The organism is Leifsonia sp. NPDC058292, from assembly GCF_042880955.1.
In the GTDB taxonomy this organism is placed as follows: domain Bacteria; phylum Actinomycetota; class Actinomycetes; order Actinomycetales; family Microbacteriaceae; genus Leifsonia.
Genome location: NZ_JBHVYL010000024.1, coordinates 1 through 25,685, shown reverse-complemented (window position 1 = coordinate 25,685; position 25,685 = coordinate 1). Strand labels below are relative to the sequence as shown.

Here is a 25,685-nt window from a genome sequence, read left to right as displayed (position 1 = left end):
GTCGGATTAGGCTGGAAGCCTCGACACACAGCGAACTTACGTTCCAGGCTAACGCGGTGTAAACGGTCGCTGTAAGACTTCGACACAGTCACGCCCCCGATCAAAGGTGCAGTTTCATGACGTTCGACCCCGAAGCGACCGCAGCCGAGGCGACGGCCGACACCAGCGCCCTGGTGCGCCTGGCCGATCGCACTCCCGACATCACCGGAGCGGAGATCGCGGAGTCGCTCGTTCCGCCATCGCAGTTCGCGCACGCGACGTTCGAGTCCTACCGCCCCGACCACGACTATCCGTCGCAGTCCGAGGCGGTTAGCATTCTGAAGACCTTCGTCAAATCGTGGGAGCCGCAGCGCCCGGCCGGGCTGTTCAGCCGCAACCGCAAGAAGGCGGAGACCAAGCCGGGCGTCTACCTCGACGGCGGATTCGGCGTCGGTAAGACCCACCTGCTCGCGTCCCTCTGGCACGAGGCTCCCGGCCCCAAGTATTTCGGCACCTTCATCGAGTACACCGCCCTGGTCGGCGCACTGGGATACGCGGGCGCCGTGAACCTGCTGCGCGGATCGGCGTTGATCTGCATCGACGAGTTCGAGCTCGACGACCCCGGCGACACCATGATGATGACGAGGATGCTCGGCGAACTCGTCGCCTCGGGAACCCGCATCGCCGCCACGTCGAACACCCCACCGAACGCGCTCGGCGAGGGGCGCTTCGCCGCGAGTGACTTCCTGCGCGAGATCCAGGCGCTGTCCGACCGGTTCGAGACCGTTCGCATCGATGGGCTCGACTACCGGCGCCGCGACACCGAGGGGCGCGCGGTCACGATCGAGCGGGAGGCGTTCGACGAGACGACGGCGGCGCTCGCCGCGCGCGGAACCGCCGTGAGCTCCGACGACTTCGGCGACCTGATCGCGCACCTGGCGACGGTCCACCCGTCGAAGTACATCAAGCTGCTCGACGGCGTCGACGTCATCGGGCTCACCGACGTGCACATCCTCCACGACCAGATGGCGGCTCTGCGCCTGGTCGCCTTCATCGACCGCGTCTACGACGCCGAGATACCGATCATCCAGACGGGCGTGCCGCTCAACGAGGTGTTCGACGAGGAGATGCTCGGCGGCGGCTACCGCAAGAAGTACCTGCGCTCGGTGTCCCGCATGATCGCGCTGACCACGGGCGAACTTCCCCCACACGACGAGTAGCGGGCGGCCGGCGGGCCCGGACGCTCCGACCGCATTCGCCGCTGCACGAAACACGATGTTTACATCCACCGTCGACCCGTAACACTCGCGAAACACGAGCATCGCTCGACCGAAACCTCTCCCGGTAAAACTGGCGACACCCCGAAGCGCTCGTGAACCCGAGGTCGAGCGGGGACATTTTGTGCACTCACGAGAGAGGTAGACCATTCGTATGTTGCTACACACAGCAGCTGAAGCCGCTACGACGGTGTCGGTGAACACCCTGTGGCTGCTCGTCGCCGCCGCGCTTGTTCTGCTCATGACGCCCGGCGTCGCCTTCTTCTACGGAGGAATGGTGCGGGCCAAGAGCGTCGTCAGCATGATGATGATGAGCTTCGGCGCGATCGCGGTCGTCGGAGTGCTCTGGGTGCTCTACGGGTACTCCATGTCGTTCACGTCCGGTGACGACTGGCTGATCCCGCACGTGCTCGGCAACCCGTTCACGAACGCCGGGCTCATCCCGCTCCTGACCGCCGACAACGGCGGGCCCGACATGAACATGCTCGCGTTCGCCGGTTTCCAGGCCACGTTCGCGATCATCACCGTCGCCCTGATCTCGGGTGCGATCGCCGACCGCGCCAAGTTCGGCGCCTGGATGGTCTTCTCGGCGATCTGGGTCACGGTCGTCTACTTCCCGGTCGCGAGCTGGGTGTTCAACTTCACCCTCGGTGACAAGGGGCTGACCGACGGCGGCTGGATCGTCTTCGGATTGGGCGTCAACGACTTCGCCGGTGGAACGGCGGTGCACATCAACGCCGGTGCTGCGGGCCTCGCCCTGGCACTCGTGCTCGGCAAGCGCATCGGGTTCCAGAAGGGCATGGCGAAGCCGCACAACGTCCCCCTCACGCTCCTTGGCGCCGCGCTCCTGTGGTTCGGATGGTTCGGGTTCAACGCCGGTTCCGAGGCTGCGGTCGACGGTATTGCGGCCCTCGCCTGGATCAACACGTTGGCCGCTCCGGCCGCAGCGACCATCGGCTGGCTGGTCATCGAGAAGCTCCGCGACGGCAAGCCGACCTCGATCGGCGCAGCATCCGGCGCCGTCGCGGGTCTGGTCGCGATCACCCCGGCCTGTAACATCCTGACGCCGTTCTGGGCCATCGTGCTCGGTCTCATCGCCGGTGCGGTCTGCGCCCTGGCTGTCGACCTCAAGTTCAAGCTCGGCTTCGACGACTCGCTCGATGTGGTGGGCATCCACCTCGTCGGCGGCATCATCGGTACCCTCTACATCGGTATCTTCGGCACCGGCATCGGCCTCATCGACACGGGCAGCTTCAAGCAGCTCGGGGCCCAGGCCCTCGGCGCCTTCGCCGTGCTGATCTACTCGTTCGTGCTGACCTTCGTCATCGGCTGGATCATCCAGAAGACGATGGGGTTCCGCATCAAGAACGAGGACGAGCTGGCCGGCGTCGACACCACGGTGCACGGCGAAGAGGGCTACGCGCTCGACACCGTCTGATCCATTTCACACAGCAGCAGAACGGGGTGTCGCCTTCGGGCGGCGCCCCGTTTCGCGTGGCGCTAGGGTGAACGCAGCACACGGCGAGAAGGAGGACGGCCGATGGTCTCGTGGCGGCCCGACGCCATCGCCTTGGTTGCATCGACGGCTTCGAGCCGGCAGGTGGATGCGCTGCTCCTGCTCGTGTGCGCCACCTTCGCTTTCGCCGTGGTCGTCGGGGTCCCGTTCTTCTACGGTGGGATGTCGGGGCGGGCCGGAGCCATCGCAGCGTTTCGAGCGGCCGTCTCCGGGGCCGCCGTGGTGGTGCTGCTCGCGCTGGTCGGCGGCTACGGGATGATGGTCGGCCCGGCGCTCATCCCCGGCGTCGTGGGGCGTCCTGACTGGGGTCTTGGCTCAGCGCTGGCGAAATCCGCGGGAGATCCGTATCCCTTGGCACAGGCGGCGTACCTGATCGTGCTCAGCGCTGTCGCCGTCGCCATCCTCGGTGCCGCTGTCGCGTCGCGGGTGACCCTGCGCGCCTGGATGGTCTTCGTCGCGCTCTGGTCGGTGCTGGTGCTCTTCCCCGCGTTCTTCGCCGTGTTCGCGCTGAACGACGGATGGGCCGTCGCCGGTCTGCGGGTCATCGACTTCGGCGGCGCACTGCCGGTGTCACTGGCGGCGGGGAGCGCGGCCGCTGGGGTCATCCTGGCCTGCGGACGGCGCAGTCATCCGCCGGCCGGCACCCAGAGCCTGCCCCTGTCGTCCATCGGGGGAGCGCTGGTCTGGTTCGGCTGGTTCGGTATCACGGTCGGCTCCGAGGGAGCCGTCGACGCGTACACCGGGCTGATCTGGATCAACACCCTCGTCGCATCGGCCGGGGGCGTTCTCGCCTGGGTGGTGGTGGACAGGGTGATGCTGCGCCGGCCGACCATCACCAGCGCCCTCTGCGGCGCCGTCTCTGGCCTGGTGGCGATCACTCCGGGTTCGGGAGTCGTGGCACCAGGATGGGCGCTCATCCTCGGCGTGCTGGCCGCGCTCGCTTGCGCCTCCATGGTGGATGTGGCCGCCCGCGCCCGTTTCGGCGTTCCGATGATGATCGGGGTCGTCCACATCGTGGCGAGTCTTGTCGGTCTGCTCTTCGTCGGACTGTTCGCCACCGGCGGCGGCATGATCGACAGCGGAAACTTCGACCTGTTCGTCGGCCAGGCGATCGCCGGGTTCGGCGTAGCGCTCTACTCGTTCGCGGTGTCGTCGGGCATCGCGCTGGCGCTGCGCTTCAGCATCGGCCTCGCCCGCGTCGGGTATGGTGCCGATCGTGGCATCACCGATGAGATTTCTGCGCGCTCCGGCCGACGTGTTCCGTCCGAACACGAAGAACCTCACACGGCCGTCGACGGCGCCGACGGTGCGCCCACCGGACCTGTCACCGGGACGGAGCGGCCCGGAGGCGACGGTCGAGGTTGACCCCGGACGAATCGGCAAGGTGACGACCGCGTACTCCCCGAGCACCGATGGCGACGCCGACCCGGGCGAGATCATCTGGACCTGGGTGCCGTACGAGGAGCGTGACGGCCGGGGCAAGGACAGGCCCGTGCTCGTTGTCGCGTCAGAGCCCGGGAGCAGCGTGCTCGCCGTGCAGCTGACCAGCCAGGAGCATCCCGGCCGGCCGGAGTATGTGCCGGTCGGCACCGGCGCCTGGGACGCACAGCGGCGCCCCAGCTACGCCGTGCTCGACCGGGTGTTCCGGGTGCACCAGTCGGGGATGCGCCGCGAGGCGGCAGCACTCGACGCCCGCCGCTTCGAAGCGGTGCGGGCTGCGCTCGGCGCCCGATACGGCTGGCGCTGACCGGGCACCCACGGAAGGCGCAGGGGCGCTGGTCACGGTCCGCCGCTGAGGGAGCACTGACGCAGCTCGTCGCCTGACGCTACGACGATCCCGAGGGGGAGTGTGAGGCCGGGAGGCGCGTAGATCGTGCCGCCCCCGATGGTGTGTCCGCGCGCCTCCAGCCCCATCAGGTCGTCGCGGGTCGCAGCTAGCTTGCGCCCGCCGCTGAGGCAGGTGAAGTTTCGTCCCTCGTATTGAACACGGGTGGGGATCGCCCCCGGCCACCAATCGGCTGTCGCGGCGTGCACCTGCACGAAGAAGACGACGGCGCCGCAGATGACGACGATGATGGTGCCCGCGACAACGAGCATCTGCAGTCGTGTCCGCATCCGTTCCTCCTCACTTGCGAACCGCATCCGGAAAACGCGTCCGGCTACGGAGCGTCGGTCATCCGAACAGGGTCGTGATCATCTTGTCGGTGTACTGGTCGGGGCCGGCGTCGTACCAGTCGGACGCCAGCCAGACGCCGCCCCGGAAGAACTGCGACTCTCCGACGAGGGCGCCGTTTCCGTCGGGGACGTTGGTGACGCACCAGTCGCCGCCGCGATATGGCGTGCAGACCGCGCCCAGCGCCTTCGCTCGGGCCAGGGCGGCGTCTCGAACCGTCTGGTCGGCGTGCCTCACCTGCGTGGTGAGGAATTGCGCGGACGGGCCCGTCGCCGGCGCCCAGTCGCAGACCAGACCGGGGTCGGCCGACAGCAGGGCCGAGATCGTCGGGTCATGGGAGCCGTAACCTCCGTCGGGGCTCCAAATCGTGCCCGCCCCGGACTTCCAAGCCGGGTTCAGGACGAGCGATCCGTCCGGTGAGACGAACTTCTGCAACTCGGGGGAGTAGAGGGCGTCGCAACTGGTCAGGAGGCCTTCCGCGACGGTCGTGGACGCGGGGGCCGTCGGCGTCGCGTCCGTGGTCGTCGCGTGCGTTGCTGCTGTGTGCGGCCCGGTGGTGAGTGGAGCCGTACACCCCGTCAGGTCGAGCAGCGCCATAAGCAGGACGATCGGTACGGTTCGCTTCACCCGACCGACTCTAGCGGGCGCGGCGGCACCGCTTGGTTTCATCGGCTCGGCGTCATCTTTCGGTGGGCGATACCGGACTCGAACCGATGACCTCTTCCGTGTGAAGGAAGCGCGCTACCAACTGCGCCAATCGCCCTGAAGTGCTGCCAAGTTTCCCGGCTGCGAGTCTCGATACTAGCCGACGAAACACCCTGGACGCACATCGAGCGCACGACACACCCGGTGGCGTCATCCGGTTTGGTGATCGGCGAAAAGATCGGCTACAGTCATTCAAGTGCCGCAGCGATGCGGAACGAAATGCGGATGTGGCGCAGTGGTAGCGCATAACCTTGCCAAGGTTAGGGTCGCGAGTTCGAATCTCGTCATCCGCTCGAGTCGGCCCGGTCGTGAGATCGGGCTTCTCATTACGGTGGTGAACCCGTACGGTGGATTGGCCGAGAGGCGAGGCAGCGGCCTGCAAAGCCGTATACACGGGTTCGAATCCCGTATCCACCTCCAGCCTGAGGCAACTCAGGTCTGGGCGATTGGCGCAGCGGTAGCGCGCTTCCCTGACACGGAAGAGGTCACTGGTTCGATCCCAGTATCGCCCACCACATGAAACCCCCGGAAAACCGGGGGTTTCTTGCGTTTCTGGCCTCCGTTTTCGGCGGATGCGCTGCATCGTGGGGTCAGCGTGGGGTACCCGATTGGGTAACTTCTAGGCGAAGGTCAGTTTGCGACAGCTCCGGCCCTTTTGCTAACTGCTTGTGGGGTTCGTCACAGGCCCGGTCGTCGAGGAATTCGCTCATGCGGTCGCGCCCGCATACAGATGGCCCGTGGATGACCTCAGCGCTGAACTGAGCGTGACCGGCTTCGAGATGGTCGAATCCTACGTCACCGGCCAGCGCCCTCCAGCCGCAATCGTCGCCCGACGCCGAGATGCCCACTGAGGGATCGTCTACCGTGCGGCGCTGGCCGGTCAATGGAATCATGGCGGTTCAGCAGCGGATGTAGCTCACTCCCGCGCCGGTACTGGTCACAGGGGTACGCTCCAGGCGAGGGCGGGGTTTGTGACCATGATTTCGGTCATCTTGTCGGTTCCGAGAGCCTCGGTCAGCTGGGGCATTACATCAGTGAGGAGCCCGGACGGACCGTATTGGCGCGGGGCCGTGCGACTTCCGGCGGTGGTGGTGTCCGCGCCGAGCAGCAGTTGCGACGAATGACCCTGATCGACGAGCCTTCCGGCGATGCGCGCGAGTTGGTCGGTGGTGATCCGGTTCCGAGGCGACGGGGCGTCGAGGCAGAGCCAGGTGCCCGCTTGTGCTGTATTGGCAATTCCGTCTGGATCCGGGTTTTTCGCTACGTGCCCGAGGATGATCGAACGCGCGGGAACGTTCTCCGCGAACAGGCGGTCGAGGACCAGGTCGGCCGCTGACCCCTGTTCCAGATGGACCGCGATGGGGGCGCTCGTGGCATGGTGGGCGACTGCGGCGGCGTATAAAGCGTCGACCTCGTCCGGGGTGATTTCCTCGTAGCTGACGCCGACCTTGATCAGGCCGCAATCGTTGTTGACGAGGTCGCGAATGAATGCGTCCGCGAGCTGGTTCGGATCGAGGTCGGCACCGGGAGCGTGACGGGGATAGAGCGCCCTCCGGTGCCTCCCGGTTGCCGCGACGATGTGGACGCCGGTTGACTCGCTGATGCGGCGAAGCGCGTCGAGCCCTCGTTTAAGGCCGCGGGGAGTCCATTGAATGAGGGTGCCTCCACCTTGCTGCGCAAAGCCCCGCAGGTCGTCGGTCGCGGCAGCGGCGTCGTCCAGCTCGTCACCGGGCAGCAGTGGAGTGGAGAGGAACAGGTGGTCGTGAGAGTCGACGATCCCTGCTGCGGACGGGTCGAGACTGCCGAGCACCGTGCGAATCACGTTCCTCAACCGGCAGAACCCTCGCCAAAGGCCGTGGCATTCGTTGGCGGCAGCAGACGAAGCGCCGCCATTACCCTCGGCAGCCCGACATAGGGAACGAGATGGACGAGCGATTCACTGATCTCATCGCGTGTCATCCCGATGCGCAGAGATGTCTGGAAGTGGCCGTTCAGTTGGGGCTCGACGCCACCGAGGGCTGTCAGCGCCCCGATGATCAACAGCTGCCGATCCCGTGACGCCAGACCGTCGCGCTGGTAGGTGCCCCCGAAGACCGCGCCCACGATCCACTCGTCGAATCCCGGAGCGGCAGCATCCACCGTGCTTCGCCAGCCGGCCGTCGTGGCGTCGTCCTGCAGCTCCGCTAGCCGCGCACGGCCTGCAGCCATGTCAAAACTTGAGCCCATCAGTATCTCCTCGCGTCGATGATCTCCCCTTTGTAACGGTTTAAGCGTTACAGTGTCAATATGGGAAGCACAGCGGAGTTCCGTTTCGACGGAGGAGCGACCTGGTTGAATCTGCTCGCCACGAAAGGACGCAGTTTCGGGCCTCGCCCCGTTGAACGCCTGGCCACCCCCGAGGCAGCAGGTCTCTGGCTGACCCTCGCCGGCTTTTCGCCCGCCTCGGCCGTGACGGCGGCAGAGCTTGAAGAGATCGTGTCGTTGCGCGAAGCGCTCCGCGAGGTTGCGATGGCGTCGATCGCCGAAGTCGACCCACCGGTCGCGGCGGCCGAATACATTGACCGCATCGCGACGTCGACGGCGGTGCTGTCTCTTTCGGGGATGCTCCGAGATCGCCGAACCCCCGTGCAAGCCGCCCTGGCGGTCATCGCCATGCAAGCGCTCGTTACTGTGCATGGCCCCGATCGAGCGCTCTTGAAGGAGTGCGCCGAGACGGATTGCAGGTGGGTATTCCTAGACACTTCCGGTCGACGCCATTGGTGCCCGTCTCCCTCCTGCGCCAGCCGCGGGCGCGTGCGCGCCCTCCGCGCACGACAAGCAGAGACATCCGCCGAGTGATTACCGGGGCGCCACCGTCAGAACGTCCGAGGCGGGATCGAGTGCCCGTAAGCCGATCGCCAACAGGTCCGCTCGGGGTACTGGATCGCGATCGTTCTGCGTAGGCAAAACTGAAGCGCTACTCATTCAGGTGTTCGTCGTCAGCCTCTGCCCATACGAGTCCGAGGTTGATCTCGCGCATCCTATCGTTGTCGCATCGCTCGATAATCTCTCGCGCGGCGATCGCTGTACCTTCCAGCTCATACTGGTCGTCGGCCTGAAGCAAGTCGTAAAACTCGTCGAAGTGCACCCAAGGACGCCACTCCTGCGCGAAGCCGCTCCGGATCAGAAGCTCGGTCGCGGCGACGAGAGTCGTTGAGCCGCGCGCCCAATCTCGGAGGGCGGCGGCCGCGTGCTGCTGCTCATCGCTCGTCATGCTCACATCTTCGCAGGAGCGGACGGCGCTGTCCCGATGGCTCGTTACGAAAGCTCGCCAGCGTACCGCATCAGCATCGAGTCGCGCCGCTGGAAGCCCACCGACTCGTAGAGGCGGATCGCCTACCCGCGGCTCGGACGCGACGTCAGATCGAGGGTCCGCAGCTTTCGCTCGCGAGCGAGCTCGATCACCGCCTCGAGCAGCAGCCGAGCGATGCCACGGCCTCGCAGGTCCTGGTCGACGACCACATCGTCGAGGTGACCACGCATGCCCGTCGGCAAAGGGAACGACGCGAGCGTCGCCATACCAACGAGCTGGCCGCCCTCGCGGGCGACGATGAGGTCGGTGCCGTCATGATCGAGCATCGACGTGACGCGGTCGCGGTCGAACGTCGCGCTCGACGACAGCTGCGGAAGCAGCTGCTCGATAGCGGTGAAGTCCTCCTCGGAGAGGGAACCTGCAACGTGGACGCGAATCTCCTCGGACATGGCTGCAGCGTATCGGGTGAGGTCAGTCCGAGAAGCGAGCACGCACCATCGTGGCCCTACCCGTGTCGGGACGAAGAGATCTCGATTCGTGGGAACCCCATGGGCTCTGCCGGACATCCCCTTATAGAGACCTCCTCCCGGAGGCTCGGTTCCACTCATGTTGGGGAAGGAAACTAGGGATGAAATCACTCAAGTCGCGAGCGCTATTGGGGGCGTTCGCAACTGCTGCAAGTGCGGCACTCGTCGTGGTCGGGGCGGGCTATGCCTGCGCAAACAGCGAGCCCGGTCGATGTCGATAACGCGTCCGTGCAAACGGTGTCCGGCGTGACCGGGTCGGCGTCGGACTTCTTGGCGAAGTACGGAGTCGATCAGGGCACGATCGACACGCTCATCGCTGAGTACGAGAACGGGGGCAAGTGGGACTCGTTTTCGAGCGAGTCCGCGCCGGTGAGCTCTCAGACGCAGCGCGTCGCCGGCTTCGACGAGACGGTCAAGCACTACGCAGACGGCTCGGTTGCCGTCACGCGTGCGCAGGTTCCTCGCGTGATCACACCCGGGACCATCCAGCCGATGGACGCGGTTCACGGTTGCACGGTCAGCGGCAACATGCGAAACAACTGTCAGGCTGACATGTGGGTTGGCGTCGTCAGCATGGGCTTCCTGATGAGCTACAACGCATCCACCAACACGGTCACCAACGTCTACGGCGGCTCCTGGTCGATCGGTGGCGCGTGCGGGTCCAGTCAGAAGTACTTGGGCAAGCCCGCCTACAACGTCGCGCGCCTGGAGGTCTCGGCGTCCATGTGCGCAATCCCGTACCAGACGGTGTTCTGGCTGCAGGCCACCGTCAGCGGTGGAGTCGCGAATGAGAGCTGGTCCGCGTAAGTTCGAACTGAGGAGGAATCATGGGACCTGTGACGCTATGGAATTTGCTTTTCGTGGTCGGAGCCATCATCATCGCTGCGTTGGTTGTCGGCCTCGTTTGGGCCTACCGACGGTTCACCAGGCGGTACCGCGAGCAGCGCGAGCAACTGAACGGCAGCCATACCTGACGAGATGACTCTCCTCACCAGCTGATGAAGGGCGGCAGCGCATTCCGCGTTGCCGCCCTTCTTGCTACCGTGACCGAAGTGACCACATGAGACCCAACACGAGGACGGCGCGTGGCCTGGGGTCTGCGAATCACACAAGCTCGACGCGGAGATCGACGGCGAACTGGAACAACTGGTCAACGACTCGTACGGGCGCCGAGCATCCCGGAGCCAGGTGCGAACGACGATGGTGAGTCCTAGTCTGAGCGCATGATTGACGCCTACCCCCGAATCGCGACCTCAGTGCTCGTCGAGGAGCAGCCCGACAAGATCGTCGTGACCTGGGGGCTCGGTGCGCCGGTGTCCACGCCGGCGAGCCCGGAGTACTTCGGGTACGAGGTGGTCTACTACGGACCGGACGGCAACGGCGGCAAACGCCTTGGTGTCCGCTTCGGCAGCAAGGTGACCGCCTTCATATGGGACCACACGGATGTGAATCAGTCGGCGTAGCCGATCTGCGGCACCAGCACGGTCAACAGCACTCCGGCGACGGTCGGGCCGATGCCCCACCACAGCATCACTCTCGGTCGCAGCTTGGATTCCATGACGGACTCCCCCCTTCGTCGCGGTTCGAGACGATGCTATCGGGCGTCCGCTACCAAACCGGCGTTCACCGGCCAGGGCGAAGAGGGCACGGCCGTCGTCGAGGGTACGGATCGAGAACGTTCCGTAAGCGGATGGGCATTCGGACTGCGGTCCTACGGATGCGAGGGATCGATGGCGCCCTCAAGTGCCGATCGTGGAGACCAGGACGCCGCCCTCGGTTGGCAGCACCCGCCAGACGCTGCCTTTGCCCTCGACCCGGAGCTCGCCATCTCCCACGATCAGGGCCGTGCGCTCGTCGATGCCGAGGCCGCCCGCGACCAGTCCGGATTCGACGGCGACGACAAGTCGGGACAGCATGCCGCGCTGGGCCACGTGCACCTCGATGGCCATGTCGACGAGGCCGATGCCGGCCTCGATCTCCAGCTCGTCGCCCGCTTCGCCGGAGTCCTCAGGTGAGACGACCACCCCGCCGATGCGCGAGCCGCCGCCGAGCGAGCCCTCCGCCGCGATCATCGCACCGGCCGAGACGCCGAGGAAGGGCACGCCGCCGGCGACCAGCCGGCGCAACTCGCTGAACAGCGGCTCGAGCCCGGCGCGCACGTCCTCGACGACGCCGCCGCCCACCGCGATGCCATCGACGTCGGCGATCGCGCCGAGCCCGATCGCCTCGCCGTGCCGCCCTGCGGTTCGGTGCACCTCGATCGCGAGTCCCGTTCCGGCCTCGGCCAGGAGCTCGCCAAGCGCCTCCGCCTTCTCCTCGGCCTCGGGGTGCAGCGAGATCACGGCGACGCGCGGCCGCTCGCGTCCCGCCTGTCCCGCTCGCTGCGCCGCTTCGGCGACGAACGGCGCGTAGAGCGGGGCGTCCACAGCCGTGGTCGCGCCGCCGCCGATGAGGTGCACGCTCACGCGGCATCATCCCCAGCTGCCACGGCAAGCGATGGTGCCGCACCGCCGAACTGGTCCCAAGTGAGGAGCTCGCGGCGGATCCCATCGACGCCGGAGCCCGCGTCGTTCGCATCGAACGTCATCCGAAGAGGCTACCCCGGTGTCTCAATATCGACAGGCGACGCAGCCGCGGGTCAGACTACGACGAACGGCACCCTGAGCAGCTGCTGCGTCAGATCTCGACGTCACTGCCCATCGTGACCGTGCGGAGGGCCGGCAGTCCGAAGCGGGCGGCAGGATCGGCCGCGTTGTGAGCAAGGGCGACGAACAACGAACGCCGCCATCGAACCATGCCCTTGTTCTTCGTCGTACGGATCGCACCGCGGGAGATGAAGTACGAGGCGTTCTTGAAGTCGCCGGCATTGAGGGGGAGAGCTCCGGCATGACACGCAGCGCGGAGCGCCCGCGGGATGTCCGGCTTGTCCGAAAAGCCGAAACGGATCGCCAGGTGCTCGATGCCGTCGTCGGCGTAACCGAGATCGTCGTAAGTGAACGCCTCGGACGGCGGCACGTGCGGCACCGGCGCCGTGGCCACCGACACGATGATGACATGCTCATGCAGAACGTGGTTGTGCTTCACATTCGCGCGCAGAGCGAGCGGGGTGCTGTCCTTGTTCGGATGCGGGAAAATGGCGACCCCAGGCACCCGTGGCAGGTTCTGCACGCGCACGTCCTCGATGAACTGCGCGAGCGAACCCTCCTTCTTCTTCCTGTCGTTCTGAACGAGCTGCCGCCCGCGGTGCCACGTCGTCATGACGGTGATGACCGCCGCGGCGATGAGCAGAGGCACCCAGCCGCCGTTCACGATCTTCGAGAGGTTGCCGGCGAGGAACGCCAGTTCGAGGCCGCCGAACGCGACAGCGGCGGCCGCGATCTTCCACCGTCCCCAGTTCCAGAGCGGACGGGCGACGAGCACGAGCAGAAGCGTGTCCACGACGAGGGCGCCGGTGACAGAGATACCGTAGGCCGTCGACAGTCGTTCGGATGAGCCGAACGCCAGCATCACGGTCATAACCCCGATGAACAGCAGGGCATTGACGGCCGGCATGTAGATCTGACCGCCCTCGCGCTTCGACGTCTGTCGGATGGTAAGCGGAGGCAGCACGCCGAGCTGCACTGCCTGCCGGGACAACGAGAAGGCTCCGGAGATGACCGCCTGGCTGGCGATCACGGTGGCCGCCGTCGCCAGGATGACCATAGGGAGCCGTCCCCATTCCGGGATGAGTAGGAAGAACGGATTGGCCTTGGCCGCGGGATCATGCAGGATCAGAGCGGCCTGCCCGAGGTAATTGATGGTGAGCGCCGGGAAGACGAGGAAGAACCACGCCCGACGGATCGGAGAGCGCCCGAAGTGCCCCATGTCGGCGTACAGGGCTTCCGCTCCTGTGATCACGAGCACCACCGCGCCAAGCGCGATGAACGAAATCGAGGGATGCGAGACGATGAAGACGACCGCGTAGGTCGGCGAGAGACCGAGCAGCACCGACGGATACTGGATCACCATGGCAAGGCCTGCGGCGGCAAGGACCACGAACCACAGCACCATGACCGGGCCGAAGAGACCGCCCACCTTGCCCGTCCCGAAGCGCTGCACGACGAACAGGCCGATCAGGATCACCGCTGCGATCGGGATGACCAAGTGCGAGATCGAAGGCACGGTGACCTCGAGTCCCTCGACGGCTGAGAGGACACTGATCGCCGGCGTGATGATCGAGTCGCCATAGAAAAGGGAGACCCCCACGATGCCGATGACGAGGAGGATCCCGGCCTTGCCGGCGCGTTTGGAGTACAGCCGCTGCGCGAGCGCGGCCAACGCCATCACGCCGCCCTCGCCGTCGTTGTCCGCGCGCATCAGGATACCCACGTACTTGATCGACACGACGATCGTGATGCTCCAGAACATCAGCGAGATGACCCCGAACACGTCGGTCTCGTTCGCGCGCACAGCGCCGCCGTCGAGCAGGAAGACCGTCTTCAGCGCGTACAACGGACTCGTTCCGATGTCGCCGAAGACCACGCCGAGTGCAGCGATCGCGACCGCTACGAGCGGCCCTCTCGTGTGCCCGGCAACTCTGGGGATGCGCGGCTGATTTCTGTGTCCCGAACCGCCGCTAACCTGCCGGGTCGAAATCGACCGGGTCATGCGACCCTGCTGCGCCACGGGCGGCGAAACCAGCTACCTTGCATTTTCGCAACGTTACCCCTGTCTGGCCTGCATTCGGCCCGCATCGCACGAGTACACGGCGAGTTGACATAAGCCTCGTCGACACATGGGCGCCGCCCGCCTTGGCCGCTTGGCGGCGGCAACCTTGAGTTCTACGCACTTCTGTAGTGGTTACGCGACATCCACGTACATTCCGCGATGCGCGGGCGTCAGCCTTCGAGGTTCCAGCCGTGCTCGAGCATGTCGAACACAATTCGCACGGCGCCCTCCACGTCCTCGCGGTCGGCGGTGAGGATGGCGATGTCCAGAAAGTATCGAGCGAGCGTCACACAAGCGAGATCGTCGAGTGGCCGTCCGAGTTCCGCTGCGATCACTGCCGCCAGAGCGTCGGAGTGCTGAAGCCAGGAGCGCTCATCGTAAGCACGCAGCGCCGGCGTGCCGGCAATGAGTTGCCTGCGCGCCGCGAGTTTCGGGTCACGGGCGAGCGGCACCCAGACCGCAAGCGCACGCTCGCGAAGGGCTTGGAGAATGGTCATGCCGGTCGGACGCCCACGTACCGCTTCCGCCAGTCGGATGTCGAAGGTGTCGTCGCGGTCGAATAGAAGGGACTCTTTGTTCGGAAAGTGGTTGAACAGCGTTGCGGTTGCCACGTCGGCCTTCTGAGCGACCTCGTTCACGCTCACGCTGTCGAAGCCTCGGGCAAGAAAAAGTTCCAAAGCCGCATCGCTGATGGCTTGACGGGTGGCCGCGCGCTTGCGCTCGCGGCGGCCAGAGGTGCGTTCATCGACCATGCTCCCAGCATACAGATTCATTTAACAACTACAAGATTGGAGTAACTCCAGAAATCGTGTCACCATGGATGTGCGAAGAACGGGTCCCGCCCGGGATGCGTTCTCATCGCCGACTGCAGAACAGGCTATGAACACTCCAACCCTCTCCACCGCACGTATCAGCATCATCGGCGCCGGCCCTGGCGGGCTGACCTGCGCGCGCATTTTGCAGCAGCACGGCATCGCAGTCACTGTTTACGATCGAGACACCGACGCCGGCTCCCGAAACCAGGGCGGCTCCCTGGACCTGCATGACGACGACGGTCAGCTCGCGTTGCGCGAAGCCGGTCTGATCGACGAGTTCTTCGCCCTGGCGCGCTTCGAGGGTCAGGAAATGCGCATGCTGAAGCCGGATGGGCAGGTCGTATCGCATCACATTCCTGACGCGGATGAAGCGGTCTCGCCGGAGATCGACCGCGGCCAACTGCGCGAGCTCCTCCTGAAGTCCCTCCAGCCCGGCACCATCCGCTGGGGGCACAAGCTGCTCTCGGTGAGCGGCGATGACACCAGCCCGCGCATCTTGACCTTCGGTGACGGCACCACGGTTGAGTCGGATCTCGTCATCGGCGCCGATGGCGCAAACTCTCGGGTGAGGGCCGCGATATCAACCGCAACGCCCATCTACACGGGCGCCACCTTCCTCGAGGCCTGGTTCAACGAGATGGACACCCGACACCCCGTGCTGGCCGAACTCGTGGGCGCCGGCAGCGCCACCGCCTCGGACGGGGACCGCGCCCTGTTCGCCCAGCGCAACAGCGGTGGCCACATGCGCGTCTACGTCATTCAGCGTGCCTCGGTCGACTGGATCGCGGACGCCGGGCTGCGGCCCGACAGCTCCGATGGGATCCGCGCGCACCTGACGGCGCAGTTCGCGCACTGGTCGCCAGCCCTGCTGCGCCTCATCACCGACAACGACGGCGCTTACGTCGACCGGCCGCTGTTCGCCCTCCCGGTTCCGCTGAGCTGGGAGCACTCCCCGAATATCGCGCTGCTCGGGGATGCTGCACATCTCATGCCGCCACTCGGGGTCGGCGTCAACCTCGCCATGCTCGACGCATCCGAGCTCGCGCTCGCGATCGCTGCAGCATCGACGATCGACGAGGCTGTGACCGCATATGAAGCGACCATGATTCCGCGCTCGTCCGAGATCGCGCAGATGCTCGACGGCGGCGCCGAGATGCTCCTCGACGGGCGTGCTTGGGAACTCGGAAACGACAACGACAACGGCGACGCGGACGAGGATTGATGCCGCCGATCATGCTGCTCTCCGTCCTCGACAACAGCGTTGTCGGCAGGGCGATGCCCACCATCGCGAGCTGGGCGGTGTCGACCCATGAAAGACGGTTCTTACGCGCGCTCCAGTTGTTGCACGTCCCAGCAGACGCAGGCGACGAGCGAGTGCGCGGGGCAGGTGGCCGCTCCGGCTCCGTCGAGAGTCGCGATGCGCTCGAACTCGCCGCGCGCCTTGTTCAATAGACTCGTGAACTCGACTCCATCACCGGGAAGTGGGGTGGATCGCTCGGCCTTTTCCTGTTCATCTCGCTACTTCTCCCGACGGGCTTTGCGCAGGCCCGGGAACTGCGTATCGACGACATCCGTGTAGCCGGGGTTCCGGTCGATGAAGGCCCAGACGATCGGGCAGAGGATGGTGACCGTGGTGCCGCGCGTGCGCACATCGTCGAGGGCCTGGCGGATCAGTTCCGTGGCGACGCCCTGTCCGCGGTACTCGGGGAACACCGCGGCCGCCACGAGAACGCGTCGGTTCTCGCTTGCGACGTTGTAGGTCAGGCCGCCGATCACGGTGTCACCGGAGATGGCCTCGTATGTGGAGATCTTGTCCTTGTCGGCGACGAAGAAGGTGATCGAGGGGGAGTGGTCGTCTCGCACCTCGTCGATGAGGACGACCTGGTCCTGCGTCAAGGTGCCGACGCCGTCAGGGTATCCGGCCTCGTCGGGGTATTCGAAGTCTGTGGTGGCCATGGCTGCTTCCTTCGCTGTGTTCGACGGTCTCGTCAGGAGCGGACGCTGATGATGGTCTTGCCCTTGCGTCGCTGGGTCGGGTTGAGTGCGGTGACGGCGTCGTCGAGGGTGGCGACTTCGTCGATGTTCGTGCGGAGACGACCGTCGCGGACGCGCTCCACGATCTCGGTGAGCTGCGTCGGCACCGACTCGACGACGAAGTCGACCGAGAGGCCCTCCGGTCGCACATCGCCCAGCCCTGTGACGGTGACGAGCGTGCCGCCCGAGCGGATCAGCAGGGCCGACCGCTCCTGGATCGCACCGCCGATGACATCGAACACCAGGTCCACGCCGCCGACGTCTTCGAGGTCGTCGTGCTCGAGATCGACGAACTCGTTCGCGCCGTACTCGAGCGCCTTCTCGCGGTCCGCGGCGCGCCCGGTGCCGATGACGTAGGCGCCGGCTTCGCGGGCGAGCTGCGTGACCATCGAGCCGACCGCTCCGGCGGCACCGTGCGCGAGCACCGTCTGGCCGGACCGCAGGTGGCCATGCTGGAACAGGCCCTGCCACGCGGTGAGACCCGAGATCGGAAGGCTGGCACCGACGGTGAACTCCACATCCCCGGGCAGAGGCGCGAGGTTGCGGGACTCGACGGCGACGTACTCGGCCAGCGTTCCGTCGCGATGCCAGTCGGTGATGCCGAACACGCGTTGTCCGATGGTGAGGCCTGTTGTGCCGTAGCCGAGCGCCGACACGATCCCGGCCACGTCGTGACCGAGGACGGCGGGCGATCGGTCTTTGCCCGCGCGGTCGGCCCAGGTGGACGGCCAGTCCACCTCCGTGGGCACAGAGGCGGCAGCACGCACCTCGACGATGACGTCATTGATGGCCGGCCGGGGGTCAGGATGCTCCACCAGCCTCATGCCGGCCGTTCCCTCGGCCTGATCGGTCACGACTATCGCCTTCATCGGGCATCTCCTTGCACCTTCGACCGCGGAAGCGCGGCCTCGTACTTCTCAGTCTCGACCGGATGGTCGAGTCAGGGAATAGACTAACCCGTTTTCTGGACGATTGAGTCCAGTTCAGTTATATGAAGTCTCGCGAATGACGTGCGTTGTGGACTGAACGGTCCCCTGTGGGGGTAGCGGAATGGCGCCGTCCTCGCTGAATCCCAGCGTGAACGGACGCGAGACGGTAGCGGTCAGCGGGCCGACAGACCCTGGATGTGCGCGAGGGCCATGTCGATCGAGGTCGCCATCGGCGTCACGTCGTGGGCGGTCTGCGCCAGCAGGTAACCGCCCTGGAGTGCGCCCAACAGGCCAGTGGCGAGCTCGTCGACGGGGGCATCCTGGGGGAGGGCGCCGTTCTCCTGGAGCCTCTTCAAAGCGGCGGTGAGCAGCGTGTTCCATTCGGAGAACAGCGCCTGCAGGGTCGCGCGGGCGATGTCATCGTGATCGGCGACTTCGGATGCGAACGACCCGAGCGCGCAGCCGTATGCACCGTGCCGCAGCGCGTTGTTCTGCACGAGCGCATCCCGCCAGCGCCGCAGACCGGCCATCGTCGATACGCGGCCCAGTGCGTTCTGCTCTCGCTGGATGACGTGCTCACCCATCCGCACGATGACCGCACGGACCACCTCGTCCTTGTTGGCGAAGTGACGGTAGAGCTGCGACTTGCTCGCACCGCTCGCCGCGAGCACATCGTCGAGTGTCGTCGCTCCGATGCCACGAACGTACATCAGGTCGGCCGCGGCATCGACGATCCGCTCTCGCGTCTTCGCGCCGCGCGCGGTCAGGCGCTTGGTCGGCGTATCGGCGGTCATGGACACCTCCTCATAGTACGTGGGAGGCGTCAGGGTCTTCCGCTTCTGGTGGGCGACGACAGCATCCGGTCACTACCCGACGATCACGCCGAGCACTTCGTTCAGCGCCTCGGTCGAGCTCGGGTGGGTGTAGATCGCGTTCTTGAGGGTCGTCGCGGTGACGCCCTGGCGCATGGCGAGGGCCACCGTGTTGATGATCTCCTGCGCGTCGATGCTGAGGATCGCTGCTCCCAGGATGAGGTCGGTGTCGGCGTCGAGGATGAACTTCATCACGCCGCGGGTCTCCTCCACCGTGTAAGCGCGGGGCATCGCGATGATGTCCGCGACGTTTTCGCGGGCCACCCGGATGTTCAAGCTCTGATTCCGTGCCTCGCGCTCGGTCAGGCCGACCGTCGCGAGTGGCGGAGTGATGAACAGGGTCCGCGGAACCGCCACCCGGTCGCTGGTGACACGTGTGCCGTCGCCCAGCAACTGGTCGATCACGATGCGGGCGTCGTCAAGTGAGACATAGGTGAACTGTGGTCCGCCGTTCACATCTCCCAGCGCGAAGATGTGCGACCGGCTTGTTCTCAGGTGCTCGTCGACGATGACGGCGCCGCGCGGGGTCGTCTCCACGCCGGCGGCCGCGAGGTCGAGCGAGCCGGTGGCGGGCCGGCGGCCTGTGGCAGCGAGGAAGGCATCCGCCTCGACCGTGTGGTTCTCGCCGTCTTTGACGTAGCTGACGACCGCGTTCGAAGCGCTGTCGGCGACCGACGTGACGGTGGCGCCGGTGATGATCCGGATGCCGTCGCCCGCGAGGATGCCGGTCGCGACCTCGGCGACGTCGTCGTCTTCCCTCGGCAGGAGGCGGTCCGCCACCTCCAGAACAGTGACCTGGGCACCGAAGTGCCGGTAGATCGACGCGAACTCCAGGCCCAGGTATCCGCCTCCGATGATCGCAAGGTGGCGGGGGAGACGCTCGGCGTGGATCAGGTCGGTGCTGCTCACCTGGTACGCGCTCGTGCTGACGCCCTCGAGATCGGGCACGATCGGCTCGGAGCCGGTGTTGATCAGGATGGTCGGTGCGGTGACCGTGATGCGGTCGTCGCCTTCACCGATCGAGACGGTGTGCTCGTCGACGAAACGCCCGGCGCCCGTGATGACGGTGGCGGTGTCCTTGCCGTCCAAGGATGCGAGGTTTCCGGCCCGGAATGCGCTGGTGAGCGCGCGGACGCCTTCGATCGAGTTCGCGAAGAACTCTTGCGCTTCGTCTTCCAGCCGCTTGGAGTTGGAGTAGTGGACGAGCATCTTCGTCGGCACGCAACCGACGTTGGGGCAGGTGCCGCCGTACATCTGGTCGGACTGCTCGACGAGGATGACGCGTTGGCCGGCGTCTGTCAGCGCGTGCGCGGCGGTCTTGCCGCCCTTGCCGAAACCGATCACGAGAACGTCGGCGGTGAGAGCTGTGGTGGTGTTCATATCTTGAGTTTGCGGCGAGCGTCGTGATACGAATAGTGCATCCGGTCGCAACAAATAGCCTGAAAGTCTCAGATGGACGACATCAGCCGATTGCTCAGGATGGCCCGTCTCGACGCCACCCTCGACAAGCGCTGCCTGTTGGCTGCCTCCACCAGGATGGAGGTCGACGCCATGGGTGAACGCGAAGTGCCGTTCCACGTGCTGCTGGAGGGGGAGTGCCAGCTCGAGGTCGGGGGCGTTCTGATCACGATGCGCGCCGGAGACGTGGTGGTGATCCCCTCGGGAAGCGGTCACCGCGTGATCACCGATGGCGTCGGTGCGGTGCGACCGACCACGGAGCGCCAGGGCCAGACCTTCGCGCTGACGAGCAGTGACGGCGGCGGGCATCCGGTGATCGACCTGTTCTGCGGGCACTACACGGTCGGGGCTGGGGCCGGCGCGATGCTGTTCGCCTCACTTCCGACTCCGACCCACGTGTCACTGTTCCGCTCGCAAGACGGACGCGACCTCCTGACCGGACTCAGCTCCCTGATGCGGTCGGAGGCCACGCACGACGGCGCCGGCTCGGCCGCGATCATGTCGGCTTTCTGCACGGTGCTGATGGCGCTTGTCCTGCGCACGCCCGCCCGCGGAGGGGCGAACTCTCTCCTCTGGACCGCCGTCAGCGAGCCGAGGATGAGCGAGATCGTGCGCCTCATCCTCGACGACCCAGGCGCCGACTGGTCGATCGACCGGTTGAGTCGGCGATCGTCCATGTCGCGCGCGACGTTCATCCGGCATTTCCAAGCCGCGACAGGCATGACCTTCGGGCGTTTTCTGGGGCGTGCGCGCCTCATGACGGCGGCGGACCAGCTGATGGCGACGGATCTCTCCGTCGCCGCGATCGCCGCCGCCGTCGGGTTCCGTTCGGAGTCGGCGTTCGCCCGCGCTTTCCGCGCCGAGATCGGCGAGACCCCTGCCCGCTTTCGCAGGTCCCAGGCGGAGTGAGGCGAACGATCGGCCGAGCGGCCGAAGAGCGAGCGCACTCAGGGCAGCTGGAACGCGAACCTGTCGTCGGGTGAGAATCGGTACTCGTCGTCGCAGCGGAATCCACGCAGCCACGGCGTTCCATCGACGACGCGCAGATAGAACCCTTTGGGGAAGCTCGGGTCGACGGTCAGCGGCGCCGAGGCGACCTTCAGCGCGCCCGCGGGCGACCTGCCGGCTGAAAGCACGGAATCCGGAGCGTTCGCCTGGGACGCCAATGCGAGCCGCAGGTAGGGACCGGTGTCGGGCGGGGTCAGCTCCAGGCCGTGTTCCCGCGCAGCAGAGAACACCTCCGGCAGTGTCGCTCCGACGCTGAGCTCCAATTCAGCGACGGAGCACTCGACGATGCGCACGACCTCTGGCTCTCGGAGGTCGAACACGGGATGATCCAGCAGGGTTTCGGCGTAGGCGTTCAGCATCACGTCGTTCGACCGCAGCGCCGCTCGCAGCTCCCTGCGGGTCGAGCCTCCGACCTGAAGACGGAGGGCCGTCGTCTCGTCTCTGTTTGGCTGTCGCACGGGTTGAGCGTACCCAGGGTCCCGTCAGGTCGCGAATCGTCCGAGCGGCGTCACACGCTAGCCTCCGCGGTCCCCTTCTGCCAGGCGCGCAGGGTGTGCCGGTAGCCGAGCAGTTCGTGCCCGACGACTTCGATCACCGCGCCCAGGGCCACGAGCCCGGTGACGGCGCTGAGCGCGGTCAGCGAGCCGGGGGTCTCCAAGTCGAGCGGTTCCCCCGGATGCGATGCGGCGCCCACCACGACGGCCGCGACAAGTGGCGCGAAGGTGACGAGGAGCAGGGGCAGGTGGGACAGGTCGAAGGAGCGCATCAGCACGCTCCACACCAGGAAGATGATCGCGATGGTGGTCGCGAGCGGCACGGTGAGCGCAAGCGCGATGCCGAGCAGGGAGACGCCGCCCTTTTCCATCGCGATCGTGGTCAGGTGCAGCCCGGCGCCGATCGCCGCGATCGACCCGAACAGCGCCAGGTGCGCGTACCGCCAGCCGAAGGTGCGTTCCGGCTTCTCTTCGAGCACGAGCCGTGACGGCACGAGGAAGTACGTCCACCACACCGCCGCCGCGATCACGAGGCCCGACGAAGCGATCAGCACCGCCTCGACCGACCATCCGCTCTCCTGGGTGAGGGTGCCGACCGCCGATGTCGTGCCCGCGATCACCTCACCGATGGTGATCAGAGTGAGCAGTGCGAACCTCTCCGCGACGTGCCCGGGGTTCCACGGGGAGAAGCCGTATCGTTCCGTCGCGATCACCGGCGCGACCATCTCGGCGAGCGCGAGAACGACGAGGCAGACGACGGTGACACCGGCGGCGAGCGGGATGACCGCCGTCAGCAGCCAGCCCAGTTGCGCCGCGGAGATGATGAGCACATAGGAGATCGCGTTTCGGCGATGGTCCGGGTCTTCCGAGGCGGCACGCAGCCAGAGCACGATGAGTGGCACGCGCATGATCACATATCCGATCACCATGAGCAGATTGTTCGGGCTCTCCCCGTGCGCGGCGGCCTCGAAGCTCACCGGCAAGCCATAGGTGAGCACGATGACACCGATCATCTGAACGATCGTCGCCACCCGGAACAGCACGTCGTCGTTGCCGTAGGCGGAGGCGAACCAGGTGAAGTTGAGCCACGCCCAGCTGACCGCCCAGACCGCGAACACGTACGCACCGAGGGCCGGCCAGATCACCCCGTGGCCGAGCTGCTCGGCCAACTGATCGGCGGCCGCGGCGAATGCGACCACGTAGGTCAGGTCGTACAGCAGCTCCAACGGGGTGGTGGTGCGGCCGCGCTCAGCAGGATCCCGACCGGCCATCGGGCGGATGCGGTGCCGCAGTTCCAGCCGCAGTTGCGAACCGAACTCGCTCACGCGCTCCTCCTCGCGCACTCCACGGTGTGTCCCGGTTTCCACGGCATCGCGGCCTCCTCGCTCATCGCGGCGGTGCAACAGTTCATTATTGGAGAAAACGGGCAGCGAAGGTCAACCACGACCACCGGAGGCGCTCCCCCTAGCGGAACACGGCCCTCCCGGAGACGGCGACCCCGACATCGGCCTCCATCAGCAGGAGATGGAGCGCGACGGTCCACTCCTCCCTCTCTGCACCTCCCAGGGTTTCATCGCCGGGGGAACGCGCCTGATACGCATTGCCCCATTCCCTGATGATGCCGGCGTATCGTCCGTCGGCGACGACCGACCAAGTGGCGCGACCGATGTACTCCAAGCTGACCTCGATGTCGCCGTCGAGCACGGCGACGTCGAGCATCATTGTGCGGTGGGGGAGAGGAACCATCATTGCCGGATGAGGGAACCGCCCGCCCGGCGCCGGGACAGGGCGTCCACGGTCGCGGCGAGGATCAGCACTCCACCGGTGACGAGGAAGTTCACGCCGCCGGGGAGGTTGAGCAGGCCGAGCCCGTTCGTGATCACCGCGATCACCAGTGCACCGATCGCAGCGTGAAGCAGGCGCCCGCGGCCACCGAAGAGGCTCACCCCGCCCACGACCGCAGCAGCGATACCGCTCAGCACGATGTCACGGCCGAACGCCGCATCCACCGACCCCACCTTGCTGGCGCTGAAGACGCCCGAGACGACGGCGAGGGTGGAGCAGACGGCGAAGGCTGCCCACTTGATGGCGATGACCTTGACGCCGGCTCGGCGGGCGGCCTCGGCGTTCCCGCCGATCGCATAGATGTACCGGCCGAACCGCGTTCTGTCGAGCACGAACGTGCCCATCCAGAGGATCGCGAGCGTGATCGGAACCACGATGGGCACCCCGGAGACCGGGAGGAAGCCGGTGCCGCGGTCCTGATTGAGGAGGGCCACCACGACGCCGCCGAAGATCGCGATCGCCGCGAGCCGCGCCCACACCAGGGCGATCGTGCGGTTCGGCACGCCCGCGCGGGTGCGGCGACGGCGGTCGAAGAACGACGTCGCCGCTGACACGAGCAGCATGATGACCAGCATCACCCAGCCGCCCCAGGTGGGGAGGTTGCTGTTCTGGATCGCGAGGATCTCCGCCTGCTGGATGCGGTACAGCCCGCCGTTGCCGATGATGATCAGCTGCACCCCCTGGAAGCCGAGGAAGAGACCCAGCGTCACCACGAACGACGGGATGCCCACCCTGGCCACGAAGAAGCCGATGAACAGTCCGATGACGACACCAGAGAGCAGCGAGACGATGAGGGCGACGATCCAGTTCATGGCGAGCCCGCCGGGATCGGAGAGCACGACGAACAACGACATCGCGACGCCGGAGGTGACGCCGGCCGACAGGTCGATCTCGCCGAGCAGGATCACGAACACGAGCGCCATCGCGAGCATCACGAGGGTCGCCGCCTGGGTCAGCAGGTTGGCGAAGTTGCGCTCGGTCAAGAAGTACGGGCTCAACAGCGTGAACAGGATGCTCAAAACGACGAAGCCGGCGATCGCAGGAAGAGCGCCCATGTCGCCGTTGCGCAGGCGCTGCAGGTAGGCGGTCGCCTGGTCGCGGAGCGAACCCTCCTGCCCGCTGCCGATGAGCTCGGGGGCGAGGGCCTGCGGGGCGGGGGTCTCTGATTCCTCGACGGCGCTCACTGGTTCGCTCCTGTGTAGGTCTTGCTGCCTGTGATGTAACCGACGACGTCGTCGCGGGTCGTCTTCGCGGTCTCCACGGATGCGACCATCTGGCCGAGGTAGAGCACGTTGATGTAGTCGGCGACCTGGAAGACGTCGACGAGGTTGTGGCTGATCATGAGCACACCGACGTTCCGCTCCGCCAGGCGTTTGACGAGGGAGAGCACCTGCTCCGTCTGCGCGACGCCGAGTGCGGCCGTCGGTTCGTCGAGGATGACGACGCGGGCGGACTTCAGCACCGATCGTGCGATCGCGACGGTCTGCCGTTGGCCGCCCGACAGCGAGGAGACCTTCTGCCTGACCGACTTGACCGTGCGCACCGACAACGAGCGCAACGTCTCCGACGCCTCGCGCTCCATCCTCCCCTCGTCGAAAGTGCCGCCCGAGAGTTCCTCGCGGCCGAGGAACATGTTCTGCACGATGTCCAGGTTGTCGCAGAGCGCGAGGTCCTGGTAGACGACCTCGATACCGAGCCGGGCGGCCTCACGCGGATTGTGGAGTGCGACGACCTCGCCGTCGACCCTCACCTCGCCCTCGTCGTAGGGCTGCACTCCGGCGAGGCCTTTGATCAGCGTGGACTTCCCCGCGCCGTTGTCGCCGACGAGAGCGGTCACTTTGCCCGGATACACGCTGAGGGAGACGCCTTTGAGGACGCTGACCGGTCCGAAGCTCTTCTTGACGTCGGATAGTTCGATGATGGGCGAATTCATGCCAGGTTCCTTGATGTCGGACGCCCGTGGAGGTGCAGGGCGTCGTTGTCCTGTGGGGGATGCGGCCGGAGCGCAGAGCGTCCGACGGTCCACGAGAAGGGCTCCGCGTCGGATCCCGGGG

The 25,685-nt window shown here is 66.3% G+C and carries 30 protein-coding genes and 4 tRNA genes; 14 read left to right on the top strand and 20 right to left on the bottom strand.

Annotation, left to right across the window (positions count from 1 at the left end; genetic code table 11):
- Positions 1–116 precede the first annotated feature (116 nt).
- The 4 genes from zapE (at position 117) to ACFVWR_RS13335 (ending at position 4,519) form a co-directional block, all read left to right on the top strand.
- Positions 117–1,199, top strand: a complete 1,083-nt coding sequence (gene zapE / locus ACFVWR_RS13350) for a cell division protein ZapE (protein WP_387212695.1) — start codon at positions 117–119, stop codon at positions 1,197–1,199.
- A 211-nt stretch (positions 1,200–1,410) separates the two neighbouring features.
- Positions 1,411–2,694 (top strand): ammonium transporter, encoded by a 1,284-nt coding sequence (locus tag ACFVWR_RS13345; RefSeq protein ID WP_387212692.1) that lies wholly within the window; start codon positions 1,411–1,413, stop codon positions 2,692–2,694.
- A gap of 102 nt (positions 2,695–2,796) precedes the next feature.
- Positions 2,797–4,137 (top strand): ammonium transporter, encoded by a 1,341-nt coding sequence (locus tag ACFVWR_RS13340; RefSeq protein ID WP_387212689.1) that lies wholly within the window; start codon positions 2,797–2,799, stop codon positions 4,135–4,137.
- A gap of 19 nt (positions 4,138–4,156) precedes the next feature.
- Positions 4,157–4,519, top strand: a complete 363-nt coding sequence (locus ACFVWR_RS13335) for a type II toxin-antitoxin system PemK/MazF family toxin (RefSeq protein ID WP_387212686.1) — start codon at positions 4,157–4,159, stop codon at positions 4,517–4,519.
- 32 nt (positions 4,520–4,551) lie between these two features.
- Here the strand turns inward: ACFVWR_RS13335 and ACFVWR_RS13330 are convergent, their stop codons facing one another.
- From ACFVWR_RS13330 to ACFVWR_RS13320, 3 genes are all read right to left on the bottom strand, one after another.
- Positions 4,552–4,887, bottom strand: coding sequence for a hypothetical protein (locus ACFVWR_RS13330; protein ID WP_387212683.1), 336 nt, complete (start codon positions 4,885–4,887; stop codon positions 4,552–4,554).
- A 58-nt stretch (positions 4,888–4,945) separates the two neighbouring features.
- A complete protein-coding gene (locus ACFVWR_RS13325; RefSeq protein ID WP_387212680.1) occupies positions 4,946–5,572 on the bottom strand; it encodes a hypothetical protein in 627 nt (208 codons plus the stop codon).
- A gap of 63 nt (positions 5,573–5,635) precedes the next feature.
- A tRNA-Val gene (locus ACFVWR_RS13320) sits at positions 5,636–5,708 on the bottom strand.
- Positions 5,709–5,871: 163 nt separating this feature from the next.
- On the opposite strand from ACFVWR_RS13320, the gene ACFVWR_RS13315 reads away from it, so the two are divergent.
- The 3 genes from ACFVWR_RS13315 (at position 5,872) to ACFVWR_RS13305 (ending at position 6,165) form a co-directional block, all read left to right on the top strand.
- A tRNA-Gly gene (locus tag ACFVWR_RS13315) sits at positions 5,872–5,943 on the top strand.
- Positions 5,944–5,996: 53 nt separating this feature from the next.
- Positions 5,997–6,070, top strand: a tRNA-Cys gene (locus ACFVWR_RS13310).
- Positions 6,071–6,090: 20 nt separating this feature from the next.
- Positions 6,091–6,165, top strand: a tRNA-Val gene (locus ACFVWR_RS13305).
- 422 nt (positions 6,166–6,587) lie between these two features.
- Here ACFVWR_RS13305 and ACFVWR_RS13300 read toward each other — a convergent pair.
- Together ACFVWR_RS13300 and ACFVWR_RS13295 are read right to left on the bottom strand one after the other, a co-directional pair.
- Entirely contained in the window at positions 6,588–7,472 is an 885-nt protein-coding gene (locus ACFVWR_RS13300; RefSeq protein ID WP_387212677.1) for a hypothetical protein, read from the bottom strand.
- A gap of 5 nt (positions 7,473–7,477) precedes the next feature.
- Complete coding sequence (locus tag ACFVWR_RS13295) at positions 7,478–7,858, bottom strand: carboxymuconolactone decarboxylase family protein (RefSeq protein WP_387212674.1); 381 nt, start codon at positions 7,856–7,858, stop codon at positions 7,478–7,480.
- 78 nt (positions 7,859–7,936) lie between these two features.
- On the opposite strand from ACFVWR_RS13295, the gene ACFVWR_RS13290 reads away from it, so the two are divergent.
- The gene (locus ACFVWR_RS13290; protein ID WP_387212671.1) at positions 7,937–8,488 is read left to right on the top strand and encodes a CGNR zinc finger domain-containing protein; all 552 of its coding nucleotides are present in this window, start codon (positions 7,937–7,939) and stop codon (positions 8,486–8,488) included.
- A 118-nt stretch (positions 8,489–8,606) separates the two neighbouring features.
- On the opposite strand, the gene ACFVWR_RS13285 is transcribed toward ACFVWR_RS13290, so the two are convergent.
- Positions 8,607–8,903, bottom strand: a complete 297-nt coding sequence (locus ACFVWR_RS13285) for a hypothetical protein (RefSeq protein ID WP_387212668.1) — start codon at positions 8,901–8,903, stop codon at positions 8,607–8,609.
- A gap of 122 nt (positions 8,904–9,025) precedes the next feature.
- The gene (locus ACFVWR_RS13280) at positions 9,026–9,391 is read right to left on the bottom strand and encodes a GNAT family N-acetyltransferase (RefSeq protein ID WP_387212665.1); all 366 of its coding nucleotides are present in this window, start codon (positions 9,389–9,391) and stop codon (positions 9,026–9,028) included.
- A gap of 306 nt (positions 9,392–9,697) precedes the next feature.
- Here ACFVWR_RS13280 and ACFVWR_RS13275 point away from each other — a divergent pair, with 306 nt between their 5' ends.
- From ACFVWR_RS13275 to ACFVWR_RS13265, 3 genes are all read left to right on the top strand, one after another.
- Complete coding sequence (locus tag ACFVWR_RS13275; RefSeq protein WP_387212662.1) at positions 9,698–10,276, top strand: hypothetical protein; 579 nt, start codon at positions 9,698–9,700, stop codon at positions 10,274–10,276.
- Positions 10,277–10,296: 20 nt separating this feature from the next.
- Positions 10,297–10,443: a hypothetical protein gene (locus ACFVWR_RS13270; protein ID WP_387212659.1), complete on the top strand. Its 147-nt coding sequence runs from the start codon at positions 10,297–10,299 to the stop codon at positions 10,441–10,443.
- Positions 10,444–10,692: 249 nt separating this feature from the next.
- A complete protein-coding gene (locus ACFVWR_RS13265) occupies positions 10,693–10,932 on the top strand; it encodes a hypothetical protein (RefSeq protein ID WP_387212656.1) in 240 nt (79 codons plus the stop codon).
- Between the two features lie 276 nt (positions 10,933–11,208).
- Here the strand turns inward: ACFVWR_RS13265 and ACFVWR_RS13260 are convergent, their stop codons facing one another.
- The 4 genes from ACFVWR_RS13260 to ACFVWR_RS13245 form a co-directional block, all read right to left on the bottom strand.
- Entirely contained in the window at positions 11,209–11,934 is a 726-nt protein-coding gene (locus tag ACFVWR_RS13260) for a Type 1 glutamine amidotransferase-like domain-containing protein (protein ID WP_387212653.1), read from the bottom strand.
- Positions 11,931–12,056 (bottom strand): hypothetical protein, encoded by a 126-nt coding sequence (locus ACFVWR_RS13255; RefSeq protein ID WP_387212650.1) that lies wholly within the window; start codon positions 12,054–12,056, stop codon positions 11,931–11,933. The genes ACFVWR_RS13260 and ACFVWR_RS13255 overlap by 4 nt, the downstream gene beginning before the upstream one ends.
- Before the next feature lie 89 nt (positions 12,057–12,145).
- Positions 12,146–14,116 carry a potassium transporter Kup gene (locus ACFVWR_RS13250; protein WP_387212647.1) on the bottom strand — a complete coding sequence of 657 codons (1,971 nt, stop codon included), beginning with the start codon at positions 14,114–14,116 and terminating at the stop codon, positions 12,146–12,148.
- 230 nt (positions 14,117–14,346) lie between these two features.
- On the bottom strand, positions 14,347–14,928 hold the full coding sequence (locus ACFVWR_RS13245) for a TetR/AcrR family transcriptional regulator (protein WP_387212644.1): 582 nt from the start codon (positions 14,926–14,928) through the stop codon (positions 14,347–14,349).
- A gap of 127 nt (positions 14,929–15,055) precedes the next feature.
- Here ACFVWR_RS13245 and ACFVWR_RS13240 point away from each other — a divergent pair, with 127 nt between their 5' ends.
- Entirely contained in the window at positions 15,056–16,213 is a 1,158-nt protein-coding gene (locus tag ACFVWR_RS13240; RefSeq protein WP_387212641.1) for an FAD-dependent oxidoreductase, read from the top strand.
- A gap of 11 nt (positions 16,214–16,224) precedes the next feature.
- A complete protein-coding gene (locus ACFVWR_RS13235; protein WP_387212638.1) occupies positions 16,225–16,443 on the top strand; it encodes a hypothetical protein in 219 nt (72 codons plus the stop codon).
- Positions 16,444–16,509: 66 nt separating this feature from the next.
- On the opposite strand, the gene ACFVWR_RS13230 is transcribed toward ACFVWR_RS13235, so the two are convergent.
- The 4 genes from ACFVWR_RS13230 to ACFVWR_RS13215 all read right to left on the bottom strand — a co-directional run bounded on the left by ACFVWR_RS13230 (position 16,510) and on the right by ACFVWR_RS13215 (position 20,206).
- Entirely contained in the window at positions 16,510–16,947 is a 438-nt protein-coding gene (locus ACFVWR_RS13230; protein WP_387212635.1) for a GNAT family N-acetyltransferase, read from the bottom strand.
- A 32-nt stretch (positions 16,948–16,979) separates the two neighbouring features.
- Complete coding sequence (locus ACFVWR_RS13225) at positions 16,980–17,894, bottom strand: NADP-dependent oxidoreductase (RefSeq protein ID WP_387212632.1); 915 nt, start codon at positions 17,892–17,894, stop codon at positions 16,980–16,982.
- Positions 17,895–18,127: 233 nt separating this feature from the next.
- Positions 18,128–18,748 carry a TetR/AcrR family transcriptional regulator gene (locus ACFVWR_RS13220; RefSeq protein ID WP_387212629.1) on the bottom strand — a complete coding sequence of 207 codons (621 nt, stop codon included), beginning with the start codon at positions 18,746–18,748 and terminating at the stop codon, positions 18,128–18,130.
- Between the two features lie 72 nt (positions 18,749–18,820).
- Positions 18,821–20,206, bottom strand: coding sequence for a dihydrolipoyl dehydrogenase family protein (locus ACFVWR_RS13215; protein WP_387212626.1), 1,386 nt, complete (start codon positions 20,204–20,206; stop codon positions 18,821–18,823).
- A gap of 72 nt (positions 20,207–20,278) precedes the next feature.
- Here ACFVWR_RS13215 and ACFVWR_RS13210 point away from each other — a divergent pair, with 72 nt between their 5' ends.
- On the top strand, positions 20,279–21,193 hold the full coding sequence (locus ACFVWR_RS13210; RefSeq protein ID WP_387212623.1) for a cupin domain-containing protein: 915 nt from the start codon (positions 20,279–20,281) through the stop codon (positions 21,191–21,193).
- A gap of 38 nt (positions 21,194–21,231) precedes the next feature.
- Here ACFVWR_RS13210 and ACFVWR_RS13205 read toward each other — a convergent pair whose 3' ends face one another.
- The 5 genes from ACFVWR_RS13205 to ACFVWR_RS13185 form a co-directional block, all read right to left on the bottom strand.
- Entirely contained in the window at positions 21,232–21,750 is a 519-nt protein-coding gene (locus tag ACFVWR_RS13205; RefSeq protein ID WP_387212620.1) for a hypothetical protein, read from the bottom strand.
- Positions 21,751–21,800: 50 nt separating this feature from the next.
- Positions 21,801–23,111, bottom strand: coding sequence for a low temperature requirement protein A (locus tag ACFVWR_RS13200; RefSeq protein WP_387212616.1), 1,311 nt, complete (start codon positions 23,109–23,111; stop codon positions 21,801–21,803).
- A 139-nt stretch (positions 23,112–23,250) separates the two neighbouring features.
- Positions 23,251–23,535 (bottom strand): hypothetical protein, encoded by a 285-nt coding sequence (locus ACFVWR_RS13195; protein ID WP_387212613.1) that lies wholly within the window; start codon positions 23,533–23,535, stop codon positions 23,251–23,253.
- Positions 23,532–24,815: a sugar ABC transporter permease gene (locus ACFVWR_RS13190; RefSeq protein WP_387212609.1), complete on the bottom strand. Its 1,284-nt coding sequence runs from the start codon at positions 24,813–24,815 to the stop codon at positions 23,532–23,534. Before ACFVWR_RS13190 ends, ACFVWR_RS13195 begins: the two co-directional genes overlap by 4 nt.
- The gene (locus ACFVWR_RS13185) at positions 24,812–25,564 is read right to left on the bottom strand and encodes an ATP-binding cassette domain-containing protein (protein WP_387212606.1); all 753 of its coding nucleotides are present in this window, start codon (positions 25,562–25,564) and stop codon (positions 24,812–24,814) included. Before ACFVWR_RS13185 ends, ACFVWR_RS13190 begins: the two co-directional genes overlap by 4 nt.
- Positions 25,565–25,685 lie beyond the last annotated feature (121 nt).

What these genes read in the sequence shown, in the direction of transcription:
- zapE (WP_387212695.1), top strand. Translation starts at nt 117, where the DNA reads ATGACGTTCGACCCCGAAGCGACCGCAGCCGAGGCGACGGCCGACACC.
- ACFVWR_RS13185 (WP_387212606.1), bottom strand. Translation starts at nt 25,564, where the DNA reads ATGAATTCGCCCATCATCGAACTATCCGACGTCAAGAAGAGCTTCGGA.
- ACFVWR_RS13255 (WP_387212650.1), bottom strand. Translation starts at nt 12,056, where the DNA reads ATGACGTTCGATGCGAACGACGCGGGCTCCGGCGTCGATGGGATCCGC.
- ACFVWR_RS13210 (WP_387212623.1), top strand. Translation starts at nt 20,279, where the DNA reads ATGGACGACATCAGCCGATTGCTCAGGATGGCCCGTCTCGACGCCACC.
- ACFVWR_RS13270 (WP_387212659.1), top strand. Translation starts at nt 10,297, where the DNA reads ATGGGACCTGTGACGCTATGGAATTTGCTTTTCGTGGTCGGAGCCATC.
- ACFVWR_RS13215 (WP_387212626.1), bottom strand. Translation starts at nt 20,206, where the DNA reads ATGAACACCACCACAGCTCTCACCGCCGACGTTCTCGTGATCGGTTTC.
- ACFVWR_RS13290 (WP_387212671.1), top strand. Translation starts at nt 7,937, where the DNA reads ATGGGAAGCACAGCGGAGTTCCGTTTCGACGGAGGAGCGACCTGGTTG.
- ACFVWR_RS13195 (WP_387212613.1), bottom strand. Translation starts at nt 23,535, where the DNA reads ATGATGGTTCCTCTCCCCCACCGCACAATGATGCTCGACGTCGCCGTG.
- ACFVWR_RS13345 (WP_387212692.1), top strand. Translation starts at nt 1,411, where the DNA reads ATGTTGCTACACACAGCAGCTGAAGCCGCTACGACGGTGTCGGTGAAC.
- ACFVWR_RS13220 (WP_387212629.1), bottom strand. Translation starts at nt 18,748, where the DNA reads ATGACCGCCGATACGCCGACCAAGCGCCTGACCGCGCGCGGCGCGAAG.
- ACFVWR_RS13340 (WP_387212689.1), top strand. Translation starts at nt 2,797, where the DNA reads ATGGTCTCGTGGCGGCCCGACGCCATCGCCTTGGTTGCATCGACGGCT.
- ACFVWR_RS13240 (WP_387212641.1), top strand. Translation starts at nt 15,056, where the DNA reads ATGAACACTCCAACCCTCTCCACCGCACGTATCAGCATCATCGGCGCC.
- ACFVWR_RS13280 (WP_387212665.1), bottom strand. Translation starts at nt 9,391, where the DNA reads ATGTCCGAGGAGATTCGCGTCCACGTTGCAGGTTCCCTCTCCGAGGAG.
- ACFVWR_RS13225 (WP_387212632.1), bottom strand. Translation starts at nt 17,894, where the DNA reads ATGAAGGCGATAGTCGTGACCGATCAGGCCGAGGGAACGGCCGGCATG.
- ACFVWR_RS13330 (WP_387212683.1), bottom strand. Translation starts at nt 4,887, where the DNA reads ATGCGGACACGACTGCAGATGCTCGTTGTCGCGGGCACCATCATCGTC.
- ACFVWR_RS13235 (WP_387212638.1), top strand. Translation starts at nt 16,225, where the DNA reads ATGCTGCTCTCCGTCCTCGACAACAGCGTTGTCGGCAGGGCGATGCCC.
- ACFVWR_RS13250 (WP_387212647.1), bottom strand. Translation starts at nt 14,116, where the DNA reads ATGACCCGGTCGATTTCGACCCGGCAGGTTAGCGGCGGTTCGGGACAC.
- ACFVWR_RS13295 (WP_387212674.1), bottom strand. Translation starts at nt 7,858, where the DNA reads ATGGCTGCAGGCCGTGCGCGGCTAGCGGAGCTGCAGGACGACGCCACG.
- ACFVWR_RS13245 (WP_387212644.1), bottom strand. Translation starts at nt 14,928, where the DNA reads ATGGTCGATGAACGCACCTCTGGCCGCCGCGAGCGCAAGCGCGCGGCC.
- ACFVWR_RS13285 (WP_387212668.1), bottom strand. Translation starts at nt 8,903, where the DNA reads ATGACGAGCGATGAGCAGCAGCACGCGGCCGCCGCCCTCCGAGATTGG.
- ACFVWR_RS13230 (WP_387212635.1), bottom strand. Translation starts at nt 16,947, where the DNA reads ATGGCCACCACAGACTTCGAATACCCCGACGAGGCCGGATACCCTGAC.
- ACFVWR_RS13265 (WP_387212656.1), top strand. Translation starts at nt 10,693, where the DNA reads ATGATTGACGCCTACCCCCGAATCGCGACCTCAGTGCTCGTCGAGGAG.